At 31.5% G+C, this 15,137-nt stretch carries 14 protein-coding genes; 11 read left to right on the top strand and 3 right to left on the bottom strand.

Annotation, left to right across the window (positions count from 1 at the left end; genetic code table 11):
* Positions 1–30: 30 nt before the first annotated feature.
* Positions 31–3,138 carry a T9SS type B sorting domain-containing protein gene (locus B3R94_RS00450; protein WP_291097867.1) on the top strand — a complete coding sequence of 1,036 codons (3,108 nt, stop codon included), beginning with the start codon at positions 31–33 and terminating at the stop codon, positions 3,136–3,138.
* Positions 3,139–3,155: 17 nt separating this feature from the next.
* Positions 3,156–4,115, top strand: coding sequence for a PorP/SprF family type IX secretion system membrane protein (locus tag B3R94_RS00445; protein WP_291097864.1), 960 nt, complete (start codon positions 3,156–3,158; stop codon positions 4,113–4,115).
* 119 nt (positions 4,116–4,234) lie between these two features.
* Here the strand turns inward: B3R94_RS00445 and B3R94_RS00440 are convergent, their stop codons facing one another.
* From B3R94_RS00440 to B3R94_RS00430, 3 genes are all read right to left on the bottom strand, one after another.
* Complete coding sequence (locus tag B3R94_RS00440) at positions 4,235–5,176, bottom strand: PstS family phosphate ABC transporter substrate-binding protein (RefSeq protein WP_280037651.1); 942 nt, start codon at positions 5,174–5,176, stop codon at positions 4,235–4,237.
* Positions 5,160–5,354, bottom strand: coding sequence for a hypothetical protein (locus B3R94_RS00435; RefSeq protein WP_038333573.1), 195 nt, complete (start codon positions 5,352–5,354; stop codon positions 5,160–5,162). The genes B3R94_RS00440 and B3R94_RS00435 overlap by 17 nt, the downstream gene beginning before the upstream one ends.
* Positions 5,355–5,531: 177 nt before the next feature.
* Complete coding sequence (locus B3R94_RS00430) at positions 5,532–6,479, bottom strand: hypothetical protein (protein WP_280048963.1); 948 nt, start codon at positions 6,477–6,479, stop codon at positions 5,532–5,534.
* A 225-nt stretch (positions 6,480–6,704) separates the two neighbouring features.
* On the opposite strand from B3R94_RS00430, the gene B3R94_RS00425 reads away from it, so the two are divergent.
* From B3R94_RS00425 to B3R94_RS00385, 9 genes are all read left to right on the top strand, one after another.
* Positions 6,705–7,250: a hypothetical protein gene (locus B3R94_RS00425; protein WP_291097860.1), complete on the top strand. Its 546-nt coding sequence runs from the start codon at positions 6,705–6,707 to the stop codon at positions 7,248–7,250.
* Positions 7,251–7,361: 111 nt separating this feature from the next.
* Entirely contained in the window at positions 7,362–8,333 is a 972-nt protein-coding gene (gene trpS / locus B3R94_RS00420) for a tryptophan--tRNA ligase (protein ID WP_291097857.1), read from the top strand.
* Between the two features lie 119 nt (positions 8,334–8,452).
* The gene (locus tag B3R94_RS00415; protein ID WP_125349067.1) at positions 8,453–8,782 is read left to right on the top strand and encodes a HesB/IscA family protein; all 330 of its coding nucleotides are present in this window, start codon (positions 8,453–8,455) and stop codon (positions 8,780–8,782) included.
* Between the two features lies 1 nt (position 8,783).
* Positions 8,784–9,638: a hypothetical protein gene (locus tag B3R94_RS00410; protein WP_219035201.1), complete on the top strand. Its 855-nt coding sequence runs from the start codon at positions 8,784–8,786 to the stop codon at positions 9,636–9,638.
* A gap of 4 nt (positions 9,639–9,642) precedes the next feature.
* Positions 9,643–11,100 (top strand): Fe-S cluster assembly protein SufB, encoded by a 1,458-nt coding sequence (gene sufB / locus B3R94_RS00405; RefSeq protein ID WP_114999857.1) that lies wholly within the window; start codon positions 9,643–9,645, stop codon positions 11,098–11,100.
* A 44-nt stretch (positions 11,101–11,144) separates the two neighbouring features.
* Entirely contained in the window at positions 11,145–11,489 is a 345-nt protein-coding gene (locus B3R94_RS00400) for a four helix bundle protein (protein ID WP_291097854.1), read from the top strand.
* Between the two features lie 39 nt (positions 11,490–11,528).
* Positions 11,529–12,284, top strand: a complete 756-nt coding sequence (gene sufC, locus B3R94_RS00395) for a Fe-S cluster assembly ATPase SufC (RefSeq protein ID WP_219035199.1) — start codon at positions 11,529–11,531, stop codon at positions 12,282–12,284.
* Between the two features lie 149 nt (positions 12,285–12,433).
* Positions 12,434–13,753, top strand: coding sequence for a Fe-S cluster assembly protein SufD (gene sufD / locus B3R94_RS00390; RefSeq protein WP_219035198.1), 1,320 nt, complete (start codon positions 12,434–12,436; stop codon positions 13,751–13,753).
* Between the two features lie 136 nt (positions 13,754–13,889).
* Positions 13,890–15,113 carry an aminotransferase class V-fold PLP-dependent enzyme gene (locus B3R94_RS00385; protein ID WP_257468255.1) on the top strand — a complete coding sequence of 408 codons (1,224 nt, stop codon included), beginning with the start codon at positions 13,890–13,892 and terminating at the stop codon, positions 15,111–15,113.
* The last annotated feature ends 24 nt before the right edge of the window (positions 15,114–15,137 follow it).

The following is a 15,137-nucleotide window of genomic DNA, read 5'->3' as shown; positions in this document are numbered from 1 at the left end:
GTTATTCTAAAAATAGTTGACGAAAGACGTATGAAAAAGATATTTTACTTTTTATTGTTGATGATTAGTGGGATTGTTTGGGGGCAACCTAATATTAAGCCGTTAACAGGTGGTTTTACTTTTACAGGACAAACTTTAGATAATAATACACAGGTTTTTGCAGCAACAACACCGCCCGGATGTGGATTTCAATTTAGTACATCTTATAAGTACTTTTCTTTTAAGGCTGGATTTGATCTGGTTTTTGCTTTTGATTTAATTTCTAATGAACCTGATTTTAATTTTATAGTTTGGAAACTATCTTCAGATAAACAACCAACAGCTATTTTTGATAAAGGAGGAACAATTCCTGCAGACAGATCAGTTTATGATAAAACAAAACTGATAAAAGGAATGAAAGACGGAGAAAGTGATAGGTGTGAATATGAAAATGGTAATGGTTATGTAAATTCATTTAATGGCTCAGAATTATTAAAAAAAGATGAAACAGTTGTAATAGCAGTTTATGGAATAAATAATACGGATACTTTTGATATAAAAGTAAATGTTGCTAAAGAGAAGAATCTAACAACTTTTAATAATTTATGTTTTGGTCAATCTTATACAGCAAGTCAAATTTATAATGCTATACAAAGTGATTCTGGCTATAATGATATAAAATTATTTACAGATAATACATTTAATACCGAGATCCCGATTGGAACTAGTATAAGTTCAGATACTGTCATTTACGCACAAGTAAGAGATGCTTCAGGAGCTTTAAAATATATTTATACAATTCCGATAGCTTTTATTCCAGAATATCAATTTAATTTTAAAAGTAATATTGAAACAGAATATGCATGTACACCAACTTATACAATTCCAAGTCAAATAGATTTATTGACGAAACTTTTTGATGTTGTAGATGGAAATTATTCGATTTCTTCAATTGTTATAGATGGAACAAATTATACACCTGGACAAACTGTAAATTTAACAGTAGGTCAAACAACTTCGATGAAAATAAAAGTTCATTACAGTGTTGGTTGTCCTATAGATTCTAATGAAGTTTCAATTCCTTTAGCTCAAGGAAAACCAACTTTGAGTGGAGATATTTATGATACAACTTGTGATTCTTCTTATAAAATAAATTTTGATCGAATTTATTCTAAGTTGGGAAAAGATAAAAATGCTTTTGATTTAATTGTAACCTTAGGCGGTTTACCGATTTCTGATGGACAACCAACTGCAATTACTACAACTTTAACGTATAAAGTTAAAATAAAATCAAGAACAGGAGGAGGTTGCGAAAGTGATGAAGTTAATTTCGTAGTTACTAAAACTCAACCTGCAACTATTGTTGGAACTGAAATTAAAGATTTCTGTATAAATGATCCTGCGTTTACGCCAACTCAAATTGGAATAGCAGTAAATAGAATTCAAAATGGAAACAATTATAATTTGAGATATTATTTGATGGATGGGACTGAAGCTCAAATGTCAGATTTATATGAATATCTTAAAGAAAAAATGAATGGTAAAATCATCGTAAAAGCTTTGGCGGTTGATAATGGAAATACAATTTGTGATACAGATGTTGAGTTAAATTTTTCTTTGGATGAATCAACTTTTATAAAAGTTGATAATATTCCAACTTTAAATTCTACATGTGCTGAAGTAGGAGCAGGTTATATGTTTGCGAAAGCTGATATAGAGAGTTATCTAAAAAAATATTTTGGTAGAACAGATATTACTTTTAATGGAATTATAGATGAATTTCTTGTAGATAATCAGTCGAAGACAATTACTTTTCAAGTAAAAATAAATGGAGAACCTTGTTGGTCAGAGGAAATGACATTGAAATTGCAAGTTATTACAAAACCAAATGTTAGAGAAGCAATAGGTGAATTACAAGCGGATTGTGATGATAAAATTACAATAGACGCTAAAGTATTAAGTAATTTGTTTGGAGCAAATTCTATCATAGATTATGACTCCGAAATTTTGCATAATAATTCAACGCCATTAATTTTTGTAGGTGGAAAAGCAACGATTAAAGTTCGTTTTAAAAATAAATTAGACAATTCGTGTTTTGTTGAAAAAGAAATTATTATCAATGAAAAACAAGATTTAATTGTTGATGTTCTTGCTGTAGAAATGCATACACAAGATCATGAAATCATTTATTGTGAAGATAATCCTACTACTGCAAAAAATCAAATTCAATCTGTTTTAGATTATATCAAATTAAACTATCCAACTTTAGTTACGCAATCTTCTGTTGACGAAATTTATGCAAAATTTACGTCTAATAACGATTTTGTTGAGGTTGTTTTTAATGATCCAAATTATTGTGGTATTGCAACGATTAAGTTTTATTACAAAATAAATACTTTGCCAACAATAACAGTTTCACCAACTGGAGAAGTTTGTTCAGGAGACTTGTACAATTTAGATTTTACAACTCAAACAGATTACGATAAGTATTATTATGAGGTAGAAAAAGAAGATGGAACTAGAATTTTAGGAACATATATTTTTGAGCTTGATGCAGGTAATTATAAAATTACAATTGAAGATAAATTATCGGGTTGTTCTATTGTTAAAACGTTAGTTGTTTCTCTTTCAGTATTGCCTACAATTGATAAAATTACAATCAACGAAAAAAGTATAATTGTTTCTGCAAAAGGAAATGGAAAGTTAGAATATGCGTTGTTTGATTCTGATGGAAAAGTAATTGTAGATTGGCAAACAAAGAATGAATTAATTATTCCAGATAATATCAAAAATAATAATTTTACAGTAAGAGTAAGATTGAATAATTGTGGAGTTTCGGAGCGTAAAAATGTTATTTACCTTGCTTTACCAAATGTTGTAACACCAAATAATGATGGTTTTAATGATATTTGGCAACCAATGACAAAAGATGGTAAAGTTACCGATACATCAAATTCGTACAAATTGATTATTTTTGACCGTTACGGAAAACAGATATTGACACAAGAAGGAACAGATATTATAAAATGGGACGGAACGCTAAATGGTAAACCTGTTGCAGATGGGACATATTGGTATTTGTTAGAATTCTCGAAGCAATCAGATGATTTGCAAGTTTTATATTCTGGAAGTATATTAGTAAAACGTAAAATCAAATAATTGATTGAAAAATATTTATGAAAAAAATAACACTATTCATATTAACACTATTTTCACTTTCGAAAATAGAAGCACAACAAGGGTTACCGTTTTACAATCATTATTTGGTGAGCGATAGAATGTTAATCAATCCATCGTACGCAGGACAAGACCCGAATGTGATTTCTATAACAGGAACGCATCGCAATCAGTGGGACGATTTACCTGAAAGTCCAAGTACACAAACGGTAAGTGCTCACGGAATTATTGTAGATCGTTTGGCGTTGGGAATGCAATTTTTCAACGATAGAAATGGAGCAGTTAAGATGACTGGTTTCGGAATTAATGCGGCTTATCACATTCCTATTGATGACAGAAGTTATGATGGAAACGAAATCAATGTTTTTTCGTTTGGAGTTGGAGCTTCTAATGTTTCGCAACGTTTTGATTATTCAAAAATTATTGCGGAAGATCCAAATGATCCTGCTTTACAAGAAGATAAATATTCTACTTATTTTGCGAATTTGGGATTGTCTTTCAAATATGCTGGTTTCTCTGCAGGAGTGTCGGTTTTGGATATTCCATTGAGCCAAAATGTGTATTATATTAACAATGTAGAACCTTTGCCAACGTGGTATTATTTCAATGTTGGATATAAATGGAACGTTTCCGAAGGAATTGCGTTAGAACCTTCTTTGGTGTATAATTTGAACTCGAATTCGGAGCGTCATTTGGATATCAATTTGATGTCGCATATTGGTTTTGGAGACAATAATCAAGGTGTAGACATTGGAGTAGGGTACAAGCAAGGAATGGATTCTAAAAATAGCAATCCGTTGTTTGTTTCTCCAATTCTAAAGTTTAAAGTTGGTTCTTTAAAAGCTGGAATTTCTTACGATATTGGCTTGTCAGATTATCAAGTTGATGGTCGCAAGAACGGAATGTTATTTAGTTTAGGGTTCGATTTGCAAAATCCGTGGGGAGCAAGATTTGATTAATGAAAAGAATTATATAAGAATTTTTCACCATAAATTGATGATTATAAAATTTATAAATTACGATTTTAATATTCGTTTTAATAACAAAAAAACCTTCCATTTCGGAAGGTTTTCTGTTTTTATTGTAAGGGTTGTTCTAGATTATTAATTTGAACTTCACGTTTATAAATATAATAAGGTTGAAGACTTTCGCGTGTTACAATTTTTTGTCCACGTTGCGAACCTGCAAACCTTGTGAAACCAGCTCCAATTCCGAAACCAACTTCATTTTTCAAAATATAAATTTGACGATAAAAAGGATAAACACCATATTTCAAATTCGGAATAGTTGGCAATGCTAAATTTCCTTTATCATCTGCAATTGATAATATTTTTACCTTTTTAAGATATTCTTCAACTTTTGGATTTCCTTTGTCACTCAAAATATTTAATCCAATAATTCCGATTGCAGTTTTATCTTTTTGCACAAAGTCAATCACTTTTTCAGCATCACCCATCGCTGTTACTTTCGCTCCATTTTCTACAGATAATTTTAGTTTATCATTTATTGTATTGAAATTCGCTGAGTTTGGATGATCGTAAACAAACGTTATTTTCGGATCTTTTTTGTATAAATTGTCCTTAATATTATTTACCGTAATAGAATTGATTGGATTATCAACAGAAGTAATAAAAACTGTAGCGTCCAAAGCAATTACAGACGAAATATATTTGGTTGTTGTTTTGTTGAATAAATGTTGTTGTTGTGCTTTTGTAAGCGGTTTACTTACCATTAACAGAGGGATTTTACCTTCGTAAAAATCTTTGATTGCTTTTTCTTCAATTTCTTCGTTAATCGTAATTTTCACATCTGGATAATCAACCATGTACATATCTGCCAACGACTGCGCTAAATTTTTAAAACTTGGATCTACCGTCATTGGCAAATCTCCATATTCGTGCAAAGCGCGCTTTACAGCAGTTTTTTGTTCTGCTTTTGTTGGTTTTTCCTTGTCTTTACAACTAAAAGTAGAAAAAATAAGAAAGGCCGAAAGTGAAAGTAAACTAATTTTCTTGATCATTTTTATAAGATTTTATACCGCGATAAACACGAAAAGCGCCATAAACAATAAATAAAATACCCAATAACATCGCTTTTGTTTCATCTAATTTGATGATGAAAAACTGATATTTCCAAGTAAAAATTCCGATCAAAAAATAACCGAAACCAATCAATCCGTAAACAATATTCTTATTCATAATTCGCGACGAAGTTACAATTTTATTGTGTTAAGATTGACTTAAAACTTAAATTTTATACGACAAATATGCATTTAAAGGAACTTTTTCTGAATAGATATTCAATTTCTTAAACAATAGAAACCATCACACTCAAAAAAATGAATGCAATGGTTTCAGAAAGAAAAGTATTATTAATTATTCGTTTGTTTGAAATCTAACCGGAATTGAGAAAATTAAATTTGCATCAGAACCATCTTCTAATTTTGCAGGCGTTATTTTTTTACCTTTTCTTAGAATTTGTTTATTAATTCGCTCCAACGCAGATTTAGCTTCTTTCCCTAAATCTTGATTACTTCCGCTCAATGGTTTTACTTGCGATATTTCTCCATTTTTGTTCACAATAAATTGCATTTTAGCAACGGCTGTGCCTAGGTTTTTCAGAGAAGCAGTTTCGGCAAAATCACTTAATTCTCCACCCAACTCTTTCGAGATTTTATCACTCATACATTTTGTCAATGCAGCATTTCCTTTTTTGCTTTCGCTTTCACAACCCGGATAAATAGCCATTACCGCAGCATTTTTCGCTGTAATTGCAACATCAGGTTTTTTAAGTTCTAGAGTTTTTGGTCCTTCTGGAATGTCCGTATTTTGTTTACCTATTTTATTTCCTTCAGGACTTTCTTCACCACCGCCAACTTGACCTTTAGAAGGATCTCCATCTCTATTAAAAAGACCTAAATCTACTTTTTTCAGTTCGTCAACAGATTTTATAGTTTCTTCAATTTTCGGACTTTCTGTTGGAGTCGGAATAATGTGTTTCGCCTGATCTGTTTTCAATTGAATTGTTTTTTCTTCCATCGGTGGATCTTCTTTTGGAGGAACAACTTCTTCAACTTTTTTATCGGGAGGAGGAGGAGTTACATCATCTAAAATAACAATTACACCATCACCTTTTTTTGTTATTTCATTATTCATTGTTCTATTATTTGCATAAATAGTTCCACCAGTAATTAATGCAACAATACCAATCCCTACAAAAAGAGATTTCATCAAATCTTGGCTTGCAACTTGTCTCAGTTGATAAGCACCATATTCTTTGTTTCGATTTTCGAAAAGAATGTCTAAAAAAGCTTTGTTACTCATATCAATATAATCTAAGGTTAATGAATCTTTTTCTTTATAGATTCATCTTTTTGCAAAAAGGTTGGTTGAGGTTTGAAAAATTTTCGAAAAAAGTTTAATTTTATTACAAAGTAGATTTTTATGCAGTTACAAATTGATAAAAAATGTAATCAGAATTGGGACGAAATGAAGGATGCAGATTCGCAATAAAAGTTTTGTGATGTTTGTTCTAAATGTGTTCACGATTTGGATCATTATTCATTCAAAGAATTAAAAACTTTTCTGAATGATAATCCTGCCGCTTGTGTAAAAATTAAAACCAGAAATTTAAAACAATTTAATTCGTACGAAGCTTCAAAATCTATTTCTAATCAATCCAAAAGATGGTTGCAACTTTCTTCTTTAGTTGGATTTTTAAGTTTTTCAACTATCACAAAAGCACAAACCGAAAATGATTCGATTATTGTACAAGGAATTATTAATGATGGTAATGGTTTTCCAGAATATGATATTCCTGTGAACCTTAAAAATTCGAAAAATATTGTATATACAAATGAAAATGGTGAGTTTAAAATAAAAGTTCCGAAAAACCAAGATTCTTATACATTAGAATATGGTAGTTTTGGAATTAAAGAATTTACTTTTACAAACCCTTCTGTGTGTCAAAATATAAAAACAGAAACTGGAGATGTTCTTTTAGGTGAAGTTGTTTATCATAAGAAATCTCTTTTCTTTAGAAAAATAGGTCGCACAATCACTTGGCCATTTCGACAAATTGGGAAGATTTTTTAGTTGATCCATATGTTTTTCGTCATTCTTGTCAATTAATTCAAATAAACTTCTCGTTACAATTGGTGCATTTCGTTGATTAAGTTTATCTTTGCTCCTTAAATTTTTAAACAAATGCCAAGAATACTTACAGGAGTTCAAGCTACTGGAACTCCGCACTTAGGAAATATTTTAGGAGCAATTTCTCCAGCAATCGAATTAACGGAGAAAGAAGGAAATGACTCTTTCATTTTTATTGCTGATTTACACGCTTTAACGCAAATAAAAGATGCGGAAGTGTTAAAACAAAATACGTACGAAGTGGCTGCAACTTGGCTGGCATTAGGTTTAGATCCTTCGAAAGTAGTTTTTTATCGTCAATCTGATGTGACTGAAACAACAGAATTAACATGGTATTTATTGAACTTCTTTCCATTTCAACGTCTTACTTTAGCGCATTCTTTCAAGGATAAAGCAGATTATTTAGCAGATGTAAATGCTGGATTATTTACGTATCCAATTTTGATGGCTGCGGATATTTTATTGTATGATGCAGAAGTTGTACCAGTTGGTAAAGATCAATTGCAACATTTGGAAATTACACGTAGTGTTGCCGAAAAATTCAATCATCAAATGGGAGAAACTTTTGTTTTACCGCAAGCTGCAATCGACGAAAATATTATGTTGATTCCTGGTTCTGATGGTCATAAGATGTCTAAATCAAGAAATAATTTCATCAATATTTTCTTACCAGAAAAACAATTGCGCAAGCAAGTAATGTCGATTGAAACGGATTCAACGCCATTAGAAGATCCAAAAAATCCAGATACAGATAATGTTTTTGCTTTATACAAATTATTGGCAACACCAGAACAGATAGAGGAAATGCGTCAAAATTATTTGAATGGAGGTTACGGATATGGTCATGCAAAACAGGCTTTATACGAATTGATTTTAGAGAAATATGCTGATGCGCGTACTAAGTTTGATGAATTGATGAATGATAAAGTGACTTTGGATGCATTTTTAGAAAATGGAGCATTGAAAGCAAGAGGTGTTGCACAAAAAGTATTGAAACGTACACGAAACAAATTGGGATTGAAGTAATTTGATCCAATTGTAAGTTGGCGATAAATAATATAACTTAAGCGATTGTTAATATTTATATCGTTCATTATTTGAAGTCATTTTAAATAAGTATCTTTGCAATATAAAATTAGAATCAAATGATTAAGGTTTCAGAATCAGCAAAAAATAAAATAATTTCACTTTTACAAGAAGAAGGAACTTCTATCGAAGAATCTTTTGTTCGTGTAGGAGTTACGAGTGGAGGATGTTCAGGTTTAAACTATAATTTAGAGTTTACAAAAGAACAAAATGCAGATGACAAATTGTTTGACGACAATGGTGTAAGAATTTTGGTTGACAAAAAATCATTTTTATACCTTGTTGGAATGACATTAGAATATTCGGGAGGATTGAATGGAAAAGGTTTCGTATTCAATAATCCAAATGCATCGCGCACGTGTGGTTGTGGAGAAAGTTTTGCAGTTTAAGATGAAAAAAATAGCTTTATTCGTTACGTTTTTGATTGGTTTCGTCGCTTTTGGACAAAATACAATTGTAGAAAAAGATTTGATGGTTTTTCAACCAACTGAATCTTCAAAAAAGTTGAATAAAGCCTATTCAGAACAACTGTTTTTCGGTTTGTTTAATGTAAAACCTTTTATAAAAGCGTTAGATTTAGACGAATCAAAAATCAAAACAATCACCATTACCAATGCATCAAACAAAAAAGTTGCGTACAAAGCAAATTATGATGTGACAGGAAATCTTCTTGATTTTGAATTGACAGATGAGGTCGCAACACCAACTAAAGTAAGTTATACGTACAAAGATGGTTTAATTTCTGCCGAAACAATAGCAAGAAAAGGAAGTGAAGCAAAAACAAATCAATTCTTTTACGACCAAGAAAATATGTATGTCAAAAACGGAAATAAACTTTTTGATATCATTTGGTTAGAAGGAGATGTGATGTTGAAGAAAACCTATATGGAGCAGAAAATTGGTTTCGAAGACCGATTAATGCATGATTGTAGAATTACAAAATCATTAGGTCAAGACATTAATAAGATTTGTTATAGCAATTCAACATTTAAGGTGCCATTCAAAATAAAAGAATATACGCCAGATGTTGCGCCAAAAACAGAAAGAATTAATTTGGTAGAAGGACCTTGGTCAGAAATTAAATTAATTGCTCAAAATAAATATCAGATTTCGAAAAATAATCAACCACAATTTGAGGTGATTTTAGATCAAAATCAACGATTAAAAGAATTCAAATTTTTAGGAAATAAAGCTGATAAACAGCAACCTTTACAGTTTAATTTTACCTATACATTTTATAAATAATAAGATGAGTAACACAAAATATACAGAAGACGATCTACGTGAAGATCTTGCTAGCCAAAAGCAATATGAGTTTGGTTGGACGACTGAAATGGAATATGAAGAATTCCCAGTTGGATTGAATGAAGATATCGTGCGTGCTATTTCAGCCAAAAAAGAGGAGCCTGAGTGGATGACGGAATGGCGTTTGGAAGCTTACCGCGCTTGGGTTAAAATGGAAGAACCAGAATGGGCAAACGTAACTTACGAAAAGCCAGATTTTCAGGCTATTCAGTATTATGCAGCTCCAAAACCAAAGAAAGAATTAGCAAGTTTAGACGAAGTTGATCCTGAATTATTAAAAACTTTCGAGAAATTAGGAATTTCTTTAGATGAACAAAAACGTTTGTCTGGAGTTGCGATTGATGTGGTTTTTGATTCAGTTTCAGTAAAAACAACTTTCCGCGAAACATTAGCAGAAAAAGGAATTATTTTTATGTCAATTTCGGAAGCAATTAAAGAACATCCAGAATTGGTGAAAAAATACATTGGTAAAGTAGTTCCGCCAACAGATAACTTTTATGCAGCTTTAAACTCGGCAGTTTTCTCGGACGGATCATTCTGTTATATTCCAAAAGGTGTTCGTTGTCCAATGGAATTATCAACGTATTTCCGTATCAACTCTGCAGGAACAGGACAGTTTGAGCGTACTTTATTAATTGCGGACGAAGGTGCTTATGTTTCGTATTTAGAAGGTTGTACAGCGCCAATGCGTGATGAAAACCAATTACACGCTGCTGTGGTTGAGTTAATCATTATGGATGATGCTGAGATCAAATATTCTACTGTACAAAACTGGTATCCTGGTGATGATAAAGGAAAAGGTGGAGTTTTCAACTTTGTAACAAAACGTGCAGTTTGCGAGAAAAATGCAAAAGTATCGTGGACGCAAGTTGAAACAGGTTCTGCGGTAACATGGAAATATCCATCTTGTATCTTAAAAGGAGATAATTCGGTAGGTGAGTTTTACTCAATTGCGGTAACAAATAATTATCAACAAGCGGATACAGGAACAAAAATGATTCACATCGGTAAGAATACGAAATCGACAATTATTTCGAAAGGTATTTCTGCTGGTAAATCTCAAAACTCTTACCGTGGTTTGGTGAAAGTGATGAAAAACGCTGAAGGAGCACGTAACTTCTCTCAATGTGATTCATTGTTGATGGGTAACGAGTGTGGTGCGCATACTTTCCCTTACATCGAAATCGAAAATAAATCGGCTCAATTAGAACACGAAGCAACAACTTCTAAAATTGGTGAAGATCAATTGTTCTATTGTAATCAACGTGGTATCGATACTGAAAAAGCGATTGCATTAATCGTAAACGGATTTAGCCGCGAAGTATTAGACAAATTACCAATGGAGTTTGCCGTTGAAGCGAAAAAATTATTAGAAATCTCATTAGAAGGTTCTGTAGGATAGTTATTAATAATGAGTTGATGTGATAATTTGTTAATGAGTTAATGATGGAAAAAGATAATATCATTTTAAAATTAACTTTAGAATTTTCACTATTAATTATAGAATATTGTGAAGAACTTGAATTGGATAAGAAATTTGTTATTTCAAATCAATTATTAAAATCAGGAACTTCAATAGGAGCAAATATTAGAGAAGCTCAAAACGCTGAGAGTATGAACGATTTTATTCATAAATTCAAAATTTCAGCAAAAGAAATTGACGAAACTATGTATTGGTTAGAATTATGTCAATTATCAAAGAATTATCCCAATTCAGAGTATTTAACCGAAAAATTGGTTAATATTTCTAAAATTGTGAATAAAATAATAAGTACATCAAAATCAAGATAATTAGAAAATTATCACATTAACTAATTTACAAATTAGATTATGTTATTAAATATAAAAGACTTACATGCTCGTATCGAAGAGCGCGAAATTTTAAAAGGTTTAAACCTTCAAATTAATCCAGGTGAAGTTCACGCGATTATGGGACCTAATGGTGCAGGAAAATCAACTTTATCTAACGTTATTACAGGTAAAGAAGATTACGAAGTAACCGATGGTGATATCGAGTTTGATAATGAATCAATCTTAGAATTAGCACCAGAAGAAAGAGCACAAAAAGGAATTTTTATGTCTTTCCAATATCCAATCGAAATTCCTGGAGTTTCTGTAACAAACTTCATCAAAACTTCTATCAACGAAACGCGTAAAGCGCAAGGTTTAGAAGAAATGGGAGCTTCTGAAATGTTGAAAGAAATTCGTGCAAAAGCTGAATTATTAGGAATCAAAAAAGATTTCTTATCTCGTTCGCTTAACGAAGGTTTCTCTGGAGGTGAGAAAAAACGTAACGAAATTTTCCAAATGTTAATGTTAAACCCAAAATTAGCCATCTTAGATGAAACTGATTCTGGTTTAGATATTGATGCTTTACGTATTGTTGCGGATGGTGTAAACGAATTCAAAAATGAAAACAATGGAGTGTTAGTAATTACACACTACCAACGTTTATTAGACTATATCGTTCCTGATTTTGTACACGTTTTAGCAGACGGAAAAATCATTAAATCTGGTGGTAAAGAATTAGCTTTAGAATTAGAAGCAAAAGGTTACGACTGGGTAAAAGAAGAAGCAGGAATCTAATTAATTTAGAAGTTAGATATTAGAAGTTAGATATTAGATATTAGAAGTTAGAAAGTGGTTATAAAATATTTTTAAATCCAGAATCTAAAATCTAAAATCTGAAGTCTAAAATTTAAGATCTAAAATCTAAAATCTAAAATCTTATAAAGATGATTGATTTAAAAGAAAATTTAGTTTCTCGTCATTTAGTGTTCAACGAAAAAAACAAAGTGAATAAAGAAATCGAAGGTTTACGTCAAGAAGCCATCGAAATCTTTAATCAAAAAGGTTTTCCGACACGTAAAGACGAAGAATGGAAATATACAAATCTTGCTCCTTTGTTGAAGGTGGATTACAAATTGTTCCCAGAAGACGAAGTTGCAATTGAGTACAAAGACATCAAGAAATATTTGATTAATGATATCGATACGTACACAATCGTATTCATTAATGGAAAATATTCTTCGTTTTTGTCAAATACAACACATGATGAAGCTGATATTTGTGTCTTGTCAAGCGCAATGCATAAAACAACTCATCAAGCTGTAATTGAGAATTATTACGGAAAAATTGCGAAAAAAGGTGAAAGTTTAGTTGCTTTAAATACAGCTTTTGCAAAAGATGGAGCTTACATTTATGTTCCAAATAATGTAATTTTATCTAAGCCAATTCAGATTGTTTATTTCTCAACAGGAGCTTCTCAAGAAGCGATGTATCAACCACGTAATTTGGTTGTAGTTGGAGATAATGCGCAAGTTCAAATTATCGAAAGACATCAAACATTAGACGAAAAAGCAAACTTAACAAATGTTGTTTCGGAGGTGAATGTTGGACGTAATTCTGAGATTCATTGGTACAAATTCCAAAATGATTCTAACGATGCTTCTTTAGTTGATAATACATACATCAATCAAGAAAGAGATTCTCGTGCCAATGTATTTACGTTTGCTTTTGGAGGAAAAATTGTACGTAACAATTTGAATTTCTTCCAAAATGGAGAAAATTGTAACTCTGTAATGGACGGAATTACGGTGATTGATGGAAAACAACATATCGATCATCATACATTTGTGGAGCATAATTTCCCGAATTGTGAGTCGCACGAATTGTACAAAGGAATTTATGATGAGAAAGCGCAAGGAGTTTTCAATGGTAAAATCTATGTTCACAAAGAAGCGCAAAAATTGAATGCATTCCAACAAAATAATAATGTTTTATTATCTGATGGAGCTTCAATTAATACAAAACCTCAATTAGAGATTTTTGCTGATGATGTAAAATGTTCGCACGGATGTACAGTTGGACAATTAGAAGAAGAATCTTTGTTCTATATGCAACAACGTGGTATTCCAAAGAAAGAAGCGAAAGCAATGTTATTGTATGCCTTTGCTGCAGACGCTTTGCGACATGTACAAATTCCACAAATCTCAAATCGAGTTAACTCTATAATTGCAAAAAAATTAGGAGTTAGTTTAGATTTCGAATTATAAAATATAGTTCTGAGTTATAAGTAATAAGTTTTAAGTTGAACTTATTTTGAAATATAAAGTAAGTATTTGAAACTATTTTGAATACTTACTTTTTTATTACACATCACTCATAACTCATTACTCAAAACTTAAAAAAATGTCAATAGATATTCAACAAATAAGAAGTCAATTTCCAATTTTAAATAGAGAAGTCAACGGAAAACCATTGGTTTATTTAGATAATGGTGCAACTTCTCAAAAACCGAAAGTTGTTTTAGATGTTTTGGACGAATATTACGAAAAGTACAATGCAAATGTACATCGTGGAATTCATACATTAAGTCAAGAAGCAACAGATTTGATGGAAGAATCGCGTCGTAAGATTCAGAAATTTATCAATGCGAAACACGATTACGAAATTATTTTTACGCGTGGAACGACGGAAGGAATTAATTTAGTTTCTAATTCACTTCGTAATGTTTTATCAGCCGATGATGAAATTATTATTACCGAAATCGAGCATCATTCTAATATCGTTCCTTGGCAATTGTTGTGTCAGCGAACTGGTGCTAAACTAAAATATATTCCGTTAACTGCAGAAGGTATTTTGGATATTGAGAAGTTGGATGATTTATTGACAGATAAAACCAAATTAGTTTGTGTTAATCAAGTTTCAAATGCATTAGGTGTTGTAAATCCGATCAAAACAATTATCGAAAAAGCGCATGCAAAAGGTGCTTGGGTTTTGATTGATGCGGCACAATCTGCTCCACATACTGCAATTGATGTTCAAGCAATGGATTGTGATTTCTTGGTTTTTTCTGGTCATAAAATGTACGGTCCAACTGGAATCGGTATTTTGTATGGAAAAGAAGATATTTTGAATGAATTACCACCTTTCCACGGAGGAGGAGAGATGATAAAAGATGTAACAATGGAGGTTTCAACATACGCTTGTTTACCTTTCAAATTCGAAGCTGGTACACCAGATATTGCAGGAATTATCGGACTTGGAGCTGCGGTAGATTTTATCAATTCTATTGGAATGCAAACGATTCACGATTACGAAAAAGAATTGGTAGATTATACAATTCAACGTCTATCAGAATTTGATGAAGTGGAGATTTATGCAAAAGATGCAGAACATTCTGGCGCAGTTTCTTTCAACTTAAAATTTGACGGCGTTCATTCATCTGATGTCGGAATGATTTTGGATAAAAAAGGAATTGCTGTTCGTACTGGTCATCATTGTGCACAACCAATTATGCAGCATTTCAATATTCCGGGAACGGTACGAGCTTCATTCGCTGTTTATAATACAAAAGAAGAAATAGATACATTTATTGAAGGTCTAAAAACCGCGATTCGAATGTTAGGATAATTCATATTCCAAATTTATTTTGGA

This window comes from Empedobacter sp. UBA7611, from assembly GCF_002484365.1.
Classification (GTDB): Bacteria; Bacteroidota; Bacteroidia; order Flavobacteriales; family Weeksellaceae; genus Empedobacter; species Empedobacter falsenii_B.
Note: the sequence above shows the minus strand (reverse complement) of the source record. Positions and strands in the feature narration are given on the sequence as shown.

What these genes read in the sequence shown, in the direction of transcription:
- B3R94_RS00445 (WP_291097864.1), top strand. Translation starts at nt 3,156, where the DNA reads ATGAAAAAAATAACACTATTCATATTAACACTATTTTCACTTTCGAAA.
- B3R94_RS00415 (WP_125349067.1), top strand. Translation starts at nt 8,453, where the DNA reads ATGATTAAGGTTTCAGAATCAGCAAAAAATAAAATAATTTCACTTTTA.
- B3R94_RS00435 (WP_038333573.1), bottom strand. Translation starts at nt 5,354, where the DNA reads ATGAATAAGAATATTGTTTACGGATTGATTGGTTTCGGTTATTTTTTG.
- sufC (WP_219035199.1), top strand. Translation starts at nt 11,529, where the DNA reads ATGTTATTAAATATAAAAGACTTACATGCTCGTATCGAAGAGCGCGAA.
- B3R94_RS00400 (WP_291097854.1), top strand. Translation starts at nt 11,145, where the DNA reads ATGGAAAAAGATAATATCATTTTAAAATTAACTTTAGAATTTTCACTA.
- B3R94_RS00430 (WP_280048963.1), bottom strand. Translation starts at nt 6,479, where the DNA reads ATGAGTAACAAAGCTTTTTTAGACATTCTTTTCGAAAATCGAAACAAA.
- B3R94_RS00440 (WP_280037651.1), bottom strand. Translation starts at nt 5,176, where the DNA reads ATGATCAAGAAAATTAGTTTACTTTCACTTTCGGCCTTTCTTATTTTT.
- sufD (WP_219035198.1), top strand. Translation starts at nt 12,434, where the DNA reads ATGATTGATTTAAAAGAAAATTTAGTTTCTCGTCATTTAGTGTTCAAC.
- sufB (WP_114999857.1), top strand. Translation starts at nt 9,643, where the DNA reads ATGAGTAACACAAAATATACAGAAGACGATCTACGTGAAGATCTTGCT.
- trpS (WP_291097857.1), top strand. Translation starts at nt 7,362, where the DNA reads ATGCCAAGAATACTTACAGGAGTTCAAGCTACTGGAACTCCGCACTTA.
- B3R94_RS00385 (WP_257468255.1), top strand. Translation starts at nt 13,890, where the DNA reads ATGTCAATAGATATTCAACAAATAAGAAGTCAATTTCCAATTTTAAAT.
- B3R94_RS00410 (WP_219035201.1), top strand. Translation starts at nt 8,784, where the DNA reads ATGAAAAAAATAGCTTTATTCGTTACGTTTTTGATTGGTTTCGTCGCT.
- B3R94_RS00450 (WP_291097867.1), top strand. Translation starts at nt 31, where the DNA reads ATGAAAAAGATATTTTACTTTTTATTGTTGATGATTAGTGGGATTGTT.